This is a genomic window from Nocardia sp. NPDC087230 (genome assembly GCF_044744725.1).
Taxonomy (GTDB): Bacteria; Actinomycetota; Actinomycetes; order Mycobacteriales; family Mycobacteriaceae; genus Nocardia; species Nocardia canadensis.
In genome coordinates, this window is the sequence record NZ_JBIUYV010000002.1 from 1,266,271 (window position 1) to 1,280,739 (window position 14,469).

Annotated in this window: 10 protein-coding genes and 1 pseudogene; 6 read left to right on the plus strand and 5 right to left on the minus strand. The window is 71.3% G+C overall.

Annotation, left to right across the window (positions count from 1 at the left end):
- Positions 1-39: 39 nt before the first annotated feature.
- The gene (locus tag ACIO52_RS12065; RefSeq protein WP_218716030.1) at positions 40-1,275 is read left to right on the plus strand and encodes an acyltransferase; all 1,236 of its coding nucleotides are present in this window, start codon (positions 40-42) and stop codon (positions 1,273-1,275) included.
- 28 nt (positions 1,276-1,303) lie between these two features.
- On the opposite strand, the gene ACIO52_RS12070 is transcribed toward ACIO52_RS12065, so the two are convergent.
- The 4 genes from ACIO52_RS12070 to ACIO52_RS12085 all read right to left on the minus strand — a co-directional run bounded on the left by ACIO52_RS12070 (position 1,304) and on the right by ACIO52_RS12085 (position 7,371).
- Positions 1,304-5,512 carry an alpha-(1->3)-arabinofuranosyltransferase gene (locus tag ACIO52_RS12070; RefSeq protein ID WP_402643612.1) on the minus strand — a complete coding sequence of 1,403 codons (4,209 nt, stop codon included), beginning with the start codon at positions 5,510-5,512 and terminating at the stop codon, positions 1,304-1,306.
- Entirely contained in the window at positions 5,493-5,663 is a 171-nt protein-coding gene (locus ACIO52_RS12075) for a DUF2613 domain-containing protein (protein WP_218716029.1), read from the minus strand. Before ACIO52_RS12075 ends, ACIO52_RS12070 begins: the two co-directional genes overlap by 20 nt.
- 67 nt (positions 5,664-5,730) lie before the next feature.
- Positions 5,731-6,846, minus strand: a complete 1,116-nt coding sequence (locus tag ACIO52_RS12080; RefSeq protein ID WP_402643506.1) for an isochorismate synthase MenF — start codon at positions 6,844-6,846, stop codon at positions 5,731-5,733.
- A 57-nt stretch (positions 6,847-6,903) separates the two neighbouring features.
- Positions 6,904-7,371: a universal stress protein gene (locus ACIO52_RS12085; protein ID WP_218716027.1), complete on the minus strand. Its 468-nt coding sequence runs from the start codon at positions 7,369-7,371 to the stop codon at positions 6,904-6,906.
- A 114-nt stretch (positions 7,372-7,485) separates the two neighbouring features.
- Between ACIO52_RS12085 and ACIO52_RS12090 the strand changes: the two genes are divergently transcribed.
- The 3 genes from ACIO52_RS12090 to ACIO52_RS12100 all read left to right on the plus strand — a co-directional run bounded on the left by ACIO52_RS12090 (position 7,486) and on the right by ACIO52_RS12100 (position 10,687).
- Entirely contained in the window at positions 7,486-8,664 is a 1,179-nt protein-coding gene (locus ACIO52_RS12090; RefSeq protein WP_402643508.1) for a glycoside hydrolase family 3 N-terminal domain-containing protein, read from the plus strand.
- Between the two features lie 85 nt (positions 8,665-8,749).
- Complete coding sequence (locus ACIO52_RS12095; protein WP_218716025.1) at positions 8,750-9,349, plus strand: TetR/AcrR family transcriptional regulator; 600 nt, start codon at positions 8,750-8,752, stop codon at positions 9,347-9,349.
- A 69-nt stretch (positions 9,350-9,418) separates the two neighbouring features.
- Entirely contained in the window at positions 9,419-10,687 is a 1,269-nt protein-coding gene (locus tag ACIO52_RS12100; protein WP_402643511.1) for a DUF5685 family protein, read from the plus strand.
- A 7-nt stretch (positions 10,688-10,694) separates the two neighbouring features.
- On the opposite strand, the gene ACIO52_RS12105 is transcribed toward ACIO52_RS12100, so the two are convergent.
- Positions 10,695-12,569, minus strand: coding sequence for a VanW family protein (locus tag ACIO52_RS12105; protein WP_402643515.1), 1,875 nt, complete (start codon positions 12,567-12,569; stop codon positions 10,695-10,697).
- Positions 12,570-12,907: 338 nt separating this feature from the next.
- Between ACIO52_RS12105 and gnd the strand changes: the two genes are divergently transcribed.
- Positions 12,908-13,939 (plus strand): phosphogluconate dehydrogenase (NAD(+)-dependent, decarboxylating), encoded by a 1,032-nt coding sequence (gene gnd / locus ACIO52_RS12110; RefSeq protein WP_342801944.1) that lies wholly within the window; start codon positions 12,908-12,910, stop codon positions 13,937-13,939.
- A gap of 281 nt (positions 13,940-14,220) precedes the next feature.
- A pseudogene (locus ACIO52_RS12115) lies at positions 14,221-14,469 on the plus strand (hypothetical protein); the annotation flags it as partial.

The window sequence follows — 14,469 nt, forward strand, 5'->3', positions numbered from 1 at the left end:
TGCGCCCGGTAAATCGCCGACACGGCAGACTGGAGCGTGATGACGACCGCCACCGCCCCCGTTTCACCGCCTCGCGCCTTCAATCCCGCCCTCGAAGGGATGCGCGGGATGGCGGCACTCGGTGTGCTGTTGACCCACGTCGCGTTCCAGACCGGCGCGAGCGGGATCGCCGTGCTCGGCCCGATCCTGGAACGCTTCGACATGGCGGTCGCGGTGTTCTTCGCGCTGTCGGGCTATCTGCTGTGGCGCCCGCACGCGGCGGTCGCGCGTGGGCTCGGCGCCGCCCCGAGCACGGCGCGTTATCTGCTGCATCGCCTGATGCGGATCGTGCCCGCGTACTGGGCGGTCGTGGCGTTCGTGTTGGTGTTGCTGCCCGGCGCGGCGCAGTCGGCGAATCTGCGGGTGTGGGTGTCGAATCTGTTCCTGTTGCAGGTGTTCGTGCCGCTGACCCTGACCGAGGGCCTCACGCAGATGTGGAGCCTGTCGGTGGAGGTGGCGTTCTACCTGGTGCTGCCGCTGCTGGCGGTCGCGATCGTGCGGCTGCGCGGCACCGCCGCCCGCCTGCGAGTCCCGGTGATCTGCGCGCTGATGGCGGTGACGCTGACCTGGAACCTGTGGCCCGTCCCAACCCCGGACGGCATCCACGCCGACAACTGGCTGCCGGGCTATCTGCCGTGGTTCGCGGCGGGCATGCTGCTCGCGGAGCTGATCTACCAGGCGCGCCCCGGTACCTGGTGGCACCGCCCGTTCGCGAGTCAGCCGCTGATGTGGGCGATCGCGCTGGCCGCCTTCCTGCTCTCGGCGACCGAGTTCGGCGGCCCCGCCGGGCTCGAGCGCGCTCAGCCGTGGCAGTACGCGATGAAGATGCTGCTCGGCACGATCATCGGGTTCGGCCTGCTCGCCCCGCTGGTGCTGCGTCCCGGGAACGCGGCACCGCATCGCTGGCTGGAATCGCCGACCGCGGCCACCCTCGGCCGCTGGTCCTACGGCATCTTCCTGTGGCATCTGGTCGTGCTCACCATGGTGTTCCCGGTGTTCGGCCTGCTGCCGTTCAACGGCAACTTCCTCTACGTCCTCGGGCTCACCACCGCGCTCACCCTGCCGCTCGCCGCCGCGAGCTTCGCGTTGATCGAGGACCCGGCGCGACGACTGGCCCGGCGCTGGGATCAGGCCGCCACGGCGAAGGCAGCCGCCCGCAGGCAGGCCGCGTCGAGCCCGCCGCCGCGCGAGCCCGCCGATCCCGGTGGTGCCGCCCTGCCGCCGACAACGCGCTGATCGACGCCTGACGCCGCGCCGAGCAGGGTCAGCGCCGGCGACGCGGTAGCGCCGCGACACCGACCGCGATGACCGCGAGGACCGCGGGTGCCTGTGCCCACAGCGAGCCGCCCATATAGGTGGTCCCCGACCGCCACGTCCCGGTCGACAGCACGGCCGCCGAGATCAGCGTCCCCAGCCCCGCCACCCAGGGCGACACCTTCGCCGTCAGCACCGGCCGGTACCAGCTCCCGGCCAGCGCGAGCACCGAGCACACCGCCCCGAAGGGACCGGACACGACGGCCGCCACCCCGGTGAGCCCGATCGCGCCGATCCAGCGCGGACCCCAGGTCCCGGGCGCCGGACCGGGATCCGGCACCGGACGCCGCCGCGGAATCGCCAGCAGCGCCAGCGGGATCAACAGCAGCAACCCGCCGAAGATGGCGAGCCGGTACCAGCGGTCGGCCGGGAACGACACGGTGATCTCCCCGGTCGTGCCGGCCGGGACGAGCCACGCCTGCTGCCACCCGTCGACGACCACCGGCGCCAACTCGCGCCCGTCGGCGGTGTGCGCCTGCCAGCCGACATTGGTGCTCAGCGGGAGCACCAGCAGCCGGGTGCCCGGATCGGCGGGTGCCGGTGCGGTCGGATCGGTACGTACGAGCCGCAGCCGGTCGACGGTGAACAGTTCGGTCGGGGCGACGGTGAGATCGGGGTGGCCGGGCAGCAGTTCGATATCGGCCGCGTCCTCGGCGCAGGCCCGCGCCGACACCGGTGCGCCGGAGCGCAGTTCGTCGGCGGTGGCGGTGATCGTGGTGTGCACGGTGCGGCCGCCGATCGCGATCACCGGTCCGTCCGCGCAGCCGATGGTGACGAGCCGGTCGCCGCCCGCGTGCGCCGGGTACTCGGGGCCGAGCACCTCCACCTCGGCGAGGCCGGGCGGCTGGGTGAGCACGAAGCCGAGCGCGGTGCGATCGAGCACCTCGTTCCAGCTCTGGATGCTGATCTCGATGCGATCGGTGACGGTGGGGTACAGCGAGATCCGCGCGGGTTCGCCGTGTTCGCGCTCGGGCAGTTCCCGCACCTGGGGCCCGTTGCCGAGATTCACCGCGACGGCGGTAGCGGTCGCGGGAAGTCCGCCGAGCGCGGTGGTGAGGTCGAGCCCGGTGACCTCGGTGGGCTCCGGAAGTTCCAGCACCAGTGTGGGTTTGGCCCCGGCGAGCCCACGGACGGTGGCCTCCGGCGCGGTCCAGGTGGTCTTCGGGTCGCCGTCGGTGGCGGCGAAGGCCGCGCCGCGCAGGTCGCCGACATCGGCCTTGCCGCGCGCCACCGGACGGGTGTGGTCGGTGAGCAGGGCCTCGAGCGCCGGGCCCGGCCGGGTGCGCACGGTCAGGTCGGTGGTGGCGGTGAGCGGTTCGGGAACGGCGAGGGTGCGGCCGAAGACGCCGGGCTCCTCGGCGGGCAGGCCGAGTCCCTTGCTGCAGTGCACCCGGTCGGGGCCGTCGAAACAGGCGCTGCGGCCGGGGAATTCCTGGCCGAGGTCCCAGCCGGTCACAGTGGTGCCGGGCGCGACGTCGGGCAGCACCACCCGGTGCCGGATGTCGACCCGCACCGGCGCGTCGCGCACGGTGTAGTCGTCGAGGGTCAGTTCGCTGATGCCGAACTGGCCACCGCTGGTGCCGGTCTCGGTCCGCGCGGCGGTGACCATGACCCAGTCGGTCTTGCCCGCGGGCAGCGGAACGGTCACCGGCGCACCGGGTTCGGCGATCCGCGCCGACACCGTGCCCCGGGAGGTACGGACTTCGACCCACTTCACCGGATCGCCCAGGGCAGCGGCGGTGGTGGTGAAACGCAGCGAGCCGGTGGTGATCGGCTTGTCCAGATCGAGCCGCAGCCACTGCCCGAGCGCGGGCTCGGCGCCGTTGCTGATCCAGGCGGTGCTCGGGTCGCCGTCGACGGCGGCGGCCGTCGAGCTGCCGGGCGCGGCGCCGCCGATCTGGGTGGCGTCGGCGGCGGAACTGGACGCGGTCACCTTCGCGCCGGACCATTCGCCCTGGACCAGGGGCGTGCCCTCGACCGGGTAGTCGGGCACCAGGTTGTGGGTGCGCCGGGCATCGTCGGCGGCGCGGACGGCGGAGTTGTGATTGTCGACCCGGCCGAAATCGGACTCGCGATCCATCGGCGTGTCGGTCAGCAGGACCGGCTTCGGCGGCAGGTCGGCGCGCGCCGCATCCGCGGTGAGAAGCACGGGGGCCGTGGGGTTTCCGGTGTCGCGCCGGATCCGTTCGAGCACTTCGGGGCCGCCCTGGACGACGGGTACCGAATCCAGCGGCACGGTGTAGGCGCCGGGGAATCCCGGCGGCGCGCCGGTCCCGCCGCGCACCTGCGCCGGGGTCCCCGGCGACAGCACCTCGACCCGGTAGATCTCGATCGCCGGGTAGGCGGGCTGGAGGTCGTTGTCGACGACCAGGCCCGCGTCCGCGGCGCGCGGCCCGATCAGCGCGCCGAATTCGGCCACCTTCGTCAGGCCCGGCGAGCCCTCGATCGCCCGGTGCGCCAGCATCGGCCGGGTCGAGCGGGAGGTCTCGGGGTCGAGGTCGTTGCGCAGCACCAGGACGCCGATGCCCTGGTCGGCGAGGGTGGCGGCCAGCCCGGTCGACGGCCTGCCGTCGGCGATGAGCCGCTGCACCGAATCCATCGCGCGGATGGTGCCCGGCGGATTCAGCGGGACCGAATCGCGCACGGCCCAGGGGGTACTGGCCAGCGCCTGCAACGGTTCGTCGCGGGTCAGTCCCCAGATCTGGCTGCCGAACGGCGCGCCGGGCACGACGAGCGCACGGGTGTCGGCGGCGTTGTCCGCCAGCCACTCGGCGGTGTCGGTCCAGTACGCGGGCACCCGGTCGTAGGCGCCGCGCGGCGCGAGCTTGCCGGTCCAGGCCAGCGAGGTGGCCAGGGTGAGCGCGGCCAGGATCAGCGCCGCGACCGCGACGATGCGGTCGCGTTCCGGATGCGCGAAGCTGTTGCGCCACTCGCGCAGCGGCACCGAGGCGGGCAACGGCACCCGGCCGAGCAGATGGGCGAGCCCGACCACCAGCGGCAGCCGGATCAGCGGTTCCAGCTTGTGCACATTGCGCAGCGGCGCGCCGCCGGAGTCGAGGAACACCCGCACCGACTCGGCGAACGGACCACCGAGTTCGCCGACGTAGCCCGCGCAGATGCCGGCGAGCCCGACCAGCAGGATCAACGTGAACCGGCCCCGGTAGGGCATGGCCGACCTGGCCAGTCCGGCCATGCCGGCCGCCGCGAGCAGCCCGGTCGCCAGCACCGCGGCGGGCTGGGTGACCAGCACCGCGCCCGCGATGCGTTCCGGCGAGACGAACGGGGTCCAGCTGTCGGTGCCGCGCAGCACCTCGCTCAGCGAGGCCCACTGCGTCGTCACCCCCGAGGACTCGATGTAGTCGAGGAACGGCGGGCTCACCTTGCCGAGCAGCAGCAGCGGCACGACCCACCAGAAGGTCGCCAGCACCAGCAGCGGAATCCACGCGGCCGTGAACCGCCACCAGCGCCGATTCGGCCGGTAGGAGGCCCACCAGAGCGCGGCGGGCAGGAACGCGGCCACGGTCGCGACGGCGTTCACCGAGCCCATCAGGGCCAGCGCGAGGGCGCTACCGGCCGGGGAGAGCGCCCCGCCGCGCCGAATCCTGCGCACCGCGACCCCGAGGGCGGCCGGCGCCAGCAGCACCCACGGCGCCAGCATCATCGGCAGCGTCTCCGAGGAGATCGAGCCGAGCGTGGTGAGCACCCGCGGCGACAGCGCGAACGCGATACCGGCGATCACCCGCGAACCGCGCGCGCCGATTCCCAGCGTCTCGCACAGCTTGACGATGCCCCAGAACCCGGCCAGCAGCAGCAGCGCCCACCAGAGGCGTTGAGTCACCCAGGCGGGCAGGTGCAGCAGATGACCGGCGGAGAAGAAGGTGCCGTGCGGGAAGAAGTAGCCGTAGGCCTGGTTCTGCACCTGGCCCATCGGAGCTTGACTGCTCCACAGGTGCGACGCCCGTGCGAGGAACCCCAGCGGGTTCTGGGCGAGGTCGTACTTGGTGTCCGCGACGGTGAGCCCTGGCGCCTGCGCGAATGTCAGGACGAAGGCGGCTACGACCGTGCCGACGAACCAGCGCCAACCCAGTGGAGCCGTGTCCGGGTGCCCCGCTAGGGGGCGTGACGCGCGGGCGTCGGACTCAGCGGCTGCCGTATTCAGGAGCGTTGAGCAGCGAGGAATCCTTGTCACCGCTGCGGTCGATCTCCGGCGCCGTGTTCTGCTGCACCGCGGCCGTGATCGCGAAGACGGCGATTGCGCTCAGCAGGGCGCCGCCGACCGCGCTGGCAACAGCCGGAACAGCAAACTTCATCGCGCACTCCAATACGCTCGACGTCGGGGTGGTACTTCGGCCAACCTAGCAGGTGTCACCCGTCAGGTCAGTGTTCGGGCACGCCGCAACGCAGCGCGCCGAGCAGTGTGCGGAATTTGGCGGTGGTCTCGGCGAGCTCGGCCGCCGGATCCGACGCCGCCACGATCCCGCCGCCCGCGCTCGCGCGCAGGGTGCGCCCGTCGGCCGCGAGCTCGGCGCCACGGATCGCGACCACCCAGTCGCCGTCGCCGTCGTCGGCGCACCAGCCGACCGCCCCGCCGTAGAAGCCGCGGCGCGGCTCGTCGGCGGTGATCGCGGCGAGCGCGGCGGCGAACGGCGTCCCGTTGACCGCGGGTGTCGGATGCAGCAGCAGCGCCAGGTCGAGCGCGGTGGTCGCCGGGTCGCGCAGCACGCCGTGGATCGGGGTGGCCAGGTGCCAGACCTGTTCGGTGCTCAGCAGTTCGGGCGCGTCGGGGATGTGCAGCTCGCGGCAGACCGGGGTCAGCTGCTGCCGGATCCACTCGATCACGTAGCCGTGCTCGTCGTGGTTCTTGGTGCTGGACAACAGCTCCCGGGCCTGGGCCGCGTCGGCCCGCGGATCGGCGAGGCGGGGCAGGGTGCCCGCGAGCGGATGCAGGCTGACGCGGGTGCCGTGCCGCGCGACGAGCACCTCCGGCGTCGCGCCGAGCAGCGTCTCGCCCGGTCGGCCCGCGGCCGTCAGATCCACCGCGTAGACATTGGCGTTCGGATGCCGGGTCAGCAGCTGACCGGCGACGACCTCCGGTTCCAGCGGCGCGTCGGCCTCGATCAGCAGGGTCCGCGCGGCGACCACCTTGCGCAGCTCGGTGCCGGGATCCCCGAGCTGTTCGATCAGCTTGGTCACCCGCGCCACGTGTTCGGCCGCGCTGGGTAGTTCGGCGACGACGCGGACCGCGGGCAGTTCCGGCAGCGCGGCGGGCCGCCACGGTCCGGCCGTGTGCAGTGCGGTCTCGGGCTGCCACAGCGCCGCGGGCTCGCCCGGATCGAACGGCAGCGCGCCGATGATCAGCCGCGGACCGGCTCCGCTGCCGGGCGAGGTCCACCGGCGCAGCGCGTCGACGGCCTGTCGCGGGTCGGGGTAGCTCGCGCGCACCCCCGCCGCGCGCAGCACCCCGTCGGGGCGGGCCAGCAGGAATCGGTTCATGGTGCTTCGACCATAGCTTCGCCGACTGTGCCCCGGAACCGGGGAGCGATCGAACTCTCAGTGCTCGGGCGGCACCAGCAACACCGGCCGGTGTCCGTGCTTGAGCACCGCCTCGGCCACGCTGCTGTGCAGCAGCGCGCGCAGTCCGGTGGCGCCGCGGGTACCGGCGACGATGATGTCGACGTCGAGCTCGTCGGCGCAGTCCACGATCGCGTTCCAGATCGTGGTCGTGCACTCGACGGTGCGCGGTTCGGCGTCGATCCCGGCCAGTTTCGCCAGGTGCACGCCCTCGGCGTTGATCTTGCGGGCATCGGTGTAGGCGATGTCCTCGATCTCCTCGTCGGGCACCCAGTCCGGTTGCATCACCCCGGCCAGCCCGGAGATGCGGGCGGCCTGGCGCACCATGGGTTCCCAGGCGGTGAGCAGGATCGCGCGCTCGGCGGTGAGGAAGCGGCCCGCGTACTCGATGGCCCGCTTGGCGTGTTCGGAACCGTCGTAGGCGATGAGCATCCGATCGCAAGCCATGACGACCTCCTGCGCTGGTACAGCGTCTTGTGCAGTCAGGTTACCCCCGCTGCGCGAGGTTCAATCCGGATCCGGTGCCGCGGGTCGCGCGGGAACGGGGCTACCGTGGAGCGCATGCGGAAATCGCCTGTGGTCGTGTTCGCAGTCCTGGCCGCCGTCGCCACCGCCTGTTCGGGAGGATCGTCGACCGAGACGACCCCCGCGGCGAGCAGCAGCGGCGCTCCCGCCTCGGCGCAAAGCACCGACGCGACGTCGCCCGTGACGGGCACGCCCGCGCAATCCGCTTGCGGCGCCGACTATCTCGCGAAACTCACCCAGCGGGAGAAACTCGCGCAGCTGCTGACGGTCGGCATCACCGGCGCGGCCGACGCCACGAACGTGGTGAGCACCGAGCAGGTCGGCGGCATCTTCATCGGCAGCTGGACCGATCCCGGATTGCTGAACAACACTCAGTTGGACGCGGTGAAGGCGCTGGCCAAGGCGCCGCTGATGGTGACCATCGACGAGGAGGGCGGGCGGGTCTCGCGCGCCAAGAACCTCATCGGCGTCGCGCCCTCGGCCAGGGAGATCGCGCAGACCCAGACGCCCGAGCAGCACTACCAGAACACGCTGGTCAGGTCGAAGGCCCTGAAGGACCTCGGTGTCACCGTCGACTTCGCCCCCGACGTCGATGTGAGCAGCCAGCCCGCCGACAGCGTCATCGGCGACCGCTCCTACAGCGACGACCCCCAGGTCGTCACCGAGTTCGCGGGCGCCTACATCCGCGCCTCGAACGAGGTCGGCCTCGGCGCGGTCATGAAGCACTTCCCCGGCCACGGCTCGGGGTCCGGCGACTCGCACACCGGCGCGGTCCGAACCCCGCCGCTGTCGGAGCTGCAGAACAAGGACCTGGTCCCGTTCCGGAACCTGGTGAACTCCGGCGCGGCCGTGATGGTGGGCCACCTCGACGTGCCCGGGCTGACCGAGCCCGACGTCCCCGCCAGCATCAGCCCGGCCGTGATGTCGCTGCTGCGCGAGGGCACCGGCTACGGCGCGCCGCCGTTCGACGGACCGATCTTCACCGACGATCTCGGCGGGATGGCGGCCATCACCGCCCGCATGTCGATCGCCGACGCGGTGGAGGCGGCGCTGGTCGCCGGCGCCGACAATGCCCTGTGGATCAGTACCGACGCGGTGCCCCAGGTGCTCGACCGTTTGGAACAGTCGGTGGCGAGTGGCAAACTGCCCGCCGACCGGGTCGACGCCTCCGTGCTGCGGATGGCGCGCTACAAGGGCGCACCGCTGGGCTGCTGAGGCAGCCCGGCGACTGTGCGGCAAATGGGCACGGGCGAACTTACCTTGGAGTAATATAGGGGTTCACCCTGCGGTAGGAGAGTGGATGGCGGGCGGAACGAAGCGACTTCCCCGGGCGGTTCGTGAGCAGCAGATGCTCGACGCCGCCGTCGAGGTATTCGCACGCAAGGGCTTCCACGACACCTCGATGGACGCCATCGCCGCCGAGGCGAAAATCTCCAAGCCCATGCTCTACCTGTATTACGGCTCCAAGGACGAGTTGTTCCGGGCCTGCATCCAGCGCGAGGGCCTGCGCTTCATCGAGGCCGTCGCGCCGGCGGGCAACCCGCAACTCACCCCGCACGAGCAGGTGCGCACGGCGCTGGAGGGCTTCCTCGATTTCGTCGATCGCAATCGGCAGTCGTGGCAGGTGCTCTACCGGCAGGCAATCGGTCAGCAAGCTTTCGCGTCCGAGATCGACAACGCGCGCGAGCGCGTCATCGAGCTCACCGCCAAACTGCTCGAGTCCAGTGCCAAGCACGCCGATCCCGGCACCAATTTCGAGGTCGTCGCGGCCGCGGTGATCGGGGCGGGCGAGGCGATCGCCGACCGGGTCGCCGGCGGGCGGATCGAAGTGGCCGAGGCCGTCGATCTCCTCGACGATCTGGCCTGGCGCGGTCTGGCCGGTCGCAAGAAGGCCGAGTAGCGCGCCACCGGTTGCCCGCGCCGCGCCGACCTGCCATCGTGCTCGGCGAGAGGATTCACGACAGACGGGGTGGCAGTGTTCGGTGTGTTGAAGCCGTGTGCGCACGGCGCGGCGAAATACGGCATCGATCCGGGGCAGTGGCAGGCGCACATGTGTGGGCTGTGCCTGGGACTGCGCGACGGACACGGTCAACTGGCCCGCGCGGCGACCAACACCGACGCCATCGTGCTCAGCGTGCTCACCGAGGCGCAGACCGGCGACGCGGGCGCGCGCACGACCGCGGGCCCCTGCCCCCTGCGCGGGATGCGCCGCGCCTCCGTCGTCGCGGCGAACGCGCCGGGCGTGCAGCTGGCCGCCACCGCCTCACTGCTGTTGGGAGCGGCCAAGATTCGCGACCACGTCGACGACGGTGACGCCGGTCGACTCGCTCGCCCGCCGATGCGCCGGGTCTCCGGCAAGTGGTCGGCGGCGGCGCGGGCGCAGGCCGACCTGATCGGACTCGACATCGGGCCGCTGGTCACCGCGATCGACAGCCAGCCTGCGCTGGAGGCACTGGCCGAGGGCGGCAGCCCTGCTGGCGCTGCGGGTTTCGGTGCGCTGCCCCGATCCGCCGTCGACCCGATCGTCACGACGCTTGGCGACGAGTCGCATGTCCCGCCGATCACGCTCGATCAGCTGACCGGCCCGACCCAGCTCTGCGCCGCCACCCTCTTCGGTCACACCGCGACCCTGGCCGGTCGCCCCGACAACGTCGCGGCACTGGAGGAGATCGGCCGCCATGTCGGCCGCATCGCTCACCTCGCCGACGCCATCGAGGACCTCGAACGCGATCGCCTGCGCGGCCGTTTCAACCCGCTCGAGGCCACCGGCACCGATCTGCCCCGCGCCTATGATCTGCTGCGCGAGAGCGAATCCCGCGTCCGCGCGGCCGCCGCCGAGGCGAAGCTCGACCAGCTGCCCACCGTCCGCTGGGCCCTGCTCGACCCGCTGTCGGCGCTGCTGCGCAGGCTGGGCCAGGGCCTCGGCCTGGCCGTCGGCCATGTCTGCCGCACGTCGCCCACCGCGCGACAGCACGCGCCGTATCATTTCCCGTCCCCACCGGGGCGCCGCCCGAACCGGCCCGGTCCGCTCAAGGCGGGCGGGCTGATCCTGGGCGTCTACTGCACCGGTGTGGCCTGCTGTGTCGACCACACCAGCCCGTGCACCGGCGAGCAGAAGGACGCCTGGGCCAAGCACTGCGATTGCGGCGACTGCTGCGATTGCGGTGACTGTTGCAGCAACTGCTGCGGTGAGGACTGCGGCTGCGGCGACTGCTGCAGCTGCGACTGCAACTGCTAGGAAACCCTCACTCGCACTTCACGATCGGGATCGGGTCGTACTTCACGGTCCGGGTGTGCCGCGACACCTGGGCGCCGGTCTTGCGATCGGTGATCACCCGGGTGTCGGAGATGGTGAAGCCGGGCGCGCCCTCGGAGGCGATGCAGTCCTTGCCCTTGGGCAGGGTGATCTCCTGCGGCTCGGTCGGTTTCGACTTCTCGCCGGTGATCGACTCCACGTCGACGGTCTTGGTGCCCCACAGGCGCACGGTGATGTCCGAGCCCGTCGCGACCGTCTGGATGTAGATGCCGGTCGCGGTGTTGTTGCGGAACGCCAGGTCGATCGCCCCGTCGAACACGGTGGCTTCGCGCGCCGCCGGGTACCGCGAGATGTAGTAGCTGTGCTCGGTGTGACCCGCGTCCTCCATACCGGCGAAGTAAGCGGCGTTGTACAGCGTGGTGGCGAACTGGCTGATGCCGCCGCCGACCGCGGTGCTCGGCCTGCCCTTGTCGATGATGCCGGACTCGACATACCCCTCCGCGGCGGTGCGCGGTCCGGTGAACTCGTTGAGCGAGAAGGTATCTCCCGGCTTCACCACCGCACCGTCGACCTTGGCGGCGACGGTGCGGATGTTCACCCCGGACGGGCCGCTGAAGCCGCCGGTGGTGAACTGGCCGACCATCTCGGTGATGCCAAGCGCGTTGGCGGCGTCGGTGGTGAGCTTCGGCTCGATCCGCTGGTACACCGCCTCGGTGGTGCGGTTGCCGGTGGCGGTGAGCAGCGCGGGCAGCTTCTCCAGCGTCTTGGGCCAGTCGACCTTGTTGCCCACCACGGCGGGCACCACCGTCGGCTTGCCCGCGCCGACGGTGAAGGTGGCGTCCTTGGGCTCCACCTCCGAGGTCGCCAATTGTGGTGCGAGCAGGGCGATCGCGGCGTCGTTGTCGATCTTGGGCGCCAGACCGCCGTTGCCGTCGGGCACGAAGGTGAGCACGCGGGCGATCTGCTCCGGCGTGAGCACGGCGCGAATGTCCTTGCTGCTCACCGTGATCGGCGCGGAAATCGCCGGAGTGGCGATATCGCGCAGTGCGGCCTGCACGGCCTCGGTCCGCACCGCGACGGGTGCGGCCACCACCGGCAGGTCCAGTTCGCTGCTCGACGCCCAGCGTTCGGTGATCGTGGTGCGCGCGGCGGCGGTGTCGAGCACGCGGCCGGGCACCGGCGCGACCGCGACCGGCCTGCCGTTGTCGAACCGCACCGTGCCCTCGACGGTCGGGTTGTCGTGGACCTGGAAACCGGCCACCTGCTGATCCAGCGCCGCCGCGTCCACGGTGCTGACCACCTGGACGTCGCGGGTGCCGAACAGCGAGATCAGCCGGCGCACCGGGTTGAGCGGCTGGTCGCCGACGGCGTCCCAGGTGCCGTCCCAGTTCACCTGGAGCCCGGCAACGGCCGGTACCAGGCTGGCCTGCACGTCGCCGATCCGGACCGGGAGCGGGCGTTCGGCCCTCGGCCCGAGCTCGTCGTGGAGTAAGGCGTTCGCCTCGGCTTTGTCCATACCGCCGATGTCGACCCCGGCGACGACGGTGCCGCGCGGCACCTCGCCGATACTCAGGGCCAGGTCGGCCAGGTAGGCGGCGGCGCCGACGGCGAACACGGCGCCGACGGCGATACCGATGCGCTTGGCCAGCTGTGGGGTGCCGGAGCCGGTCGGCGGCTGCGGGCCCGCCGGAGCGGGCGCGGGCGCGGGCGACCAGCCGTCACGGGTCACGGTGGCTAGGGGCTGGGTGGGCAGGGCGGCGGTGACGTCGGCATCGAAAGTGCGATTTGCTTCGAGCAGCTTGCGTAGTCCGACCTCGCCCCTTGGTCGGTCGGCCGGTCCGCCGACGTTCGACTCGCTGGGCACGGAGGTCCTTCCGTTGGGTGGTATGGCGTCGTCCTGGATCAGGTGCGCCCGGCCCCAGGTGTTTGCGGGGCCTCGGCCAAGGGTAATGGTGTTCGTCGCCCTCGGCACCCTGGCAACAGTGGATGGACAGCAGGAAGGCTCCGCGTAGTTGCCGGGTCGGGGGTCTGGCAACTACACGGAGCCGATCTGTTTATCGGCGTCCGTTCCGGGGCGTTACAGCCGTTTTTCCGAGCATTTACCGCGACCCGCTGACGGCCGCCCTGCGGCTGCGCGCGCTCGCGCGAGACAATCGCACGTGAGACTCGACACCAGGTAGTGCGCACAACGAGGGAGAACTGATGCAGCTGGGAATGATCGGCCTCGGCCGGATGGGTGCCAACATCGTGCGCCGCATCGTGCGCGACGGGAACACCGCGATCGGTCACGAACGCCATCAGGGCCACATCGACGAACTCAAGGCCGAGCTCGGCGACAGCTTCGACGGCAGCACCGACCTGAAGGAGTTCGTCGCCATGCTCGACGCCCCGCGCGTCGTCTGGGTGATGATCCCGGCGGGCGCGACCGGCGCCGCCATCGACTCGCTGGCCGAGCTGCTCGAGCCGGGCGACATCGTCATCGACGGCGGTAACAGCCGCTACCACGAGGACATCAAGCGCGCGAAGGCGTTGGCGCCCAAGGGCATCCACTACCTCGATATCGGCACCTCCGGTGGCGTGTTCGGTCTGGAGCGTGGTTTCTGCCTAATGATCGGCGGCGAGGCCGAGCAGGTGAAGTACCTCGAGCCGCTGTTCGAGTCGATCGCTCCCGGCGTCGACGCCGCTCCGCGCACCCCCGGCCGCACCGGCGAGCCGACCCCGGCCGAGCAGGGCTGGCTGCACTGCGGTCCGGCCGGCGCGGGCCACTTCGTGAAGATGGTCCACAACGGTATCGAGTACGGCGCGATGGCCGCCTACGCCGAGGGCCTGAACATTCTCCAGCACGCCAACGTGGGCGCCGCGCACGGCGACGGCGAGCACTCGGCCGAGGAGACTCCGCTCGAGCACCCCGAGTACTACCGGTACGACCTGGACATCCCGGACATCACCGAGGTGTGGCGCCGCGGCTCGGTCGTCGCGTCGTGGCTGCTCGACCTCACCGCGAGCGCCCTGTACGCCGACCCGAACCTGGACGGGTACAGCGGTCGCGTCTCGGACTCCGGCGAGGGCCGCTGGACGATCGACGCCGCCATCGACACCGCCGTGCCGGTCCCGGTGCTGTCGGCGGCCCTGTTCCAGCGCTTCTCCTCGCGCGGCGAGGCGCTCTACGCCGACAAGATGCTCTCGGCCATGCGTAAGGCGTTCGGCGGCCACAACGAGCTGCCGGGGAAGTAGTCCGTATAGCGGGATTGACACCCGCTCACCGGCCGTCCGGCGCTCCGGCGGGCGGCCGGTGAGCGGTTTTCGGGTCGGTTCGCCGATGCCGAAAAATCTCGGATGCTACCCCCGACGACCCCGCCTCGAGAGTGAAACGATAATCTTCCACAAATATGAGAACACGTTCTTGTTTTCCAGGACAACCGTCCAGTCCACCGGATACCTTCTGGTCAGAGGGGGATAGACCACTCGATGAGGAATTCGTCCCGGCCGACTTCGCCGGGGCTTGGAGGAAAATCATGATCCGGACTTCGCGTATCGCCGCGGGCGTCGCCACCACCGCTCTGGTCGTCGCCGGTGTCGGTGTCGCTCTCGGTTCCGGCACCGCCGCCGCGGCGGGCTCCTGCTCGATCAGCAGCCACGCCGAGAAGCGTGACGCCAGCACTGTCGGCATCACGCACGTCTACGACAAGACCGCCAGCGCCGAGCAGATCGGCGTCGGCACCTCGGTCACCTACAAGGTCGTCGTCGGCACCACAGGGATCGGC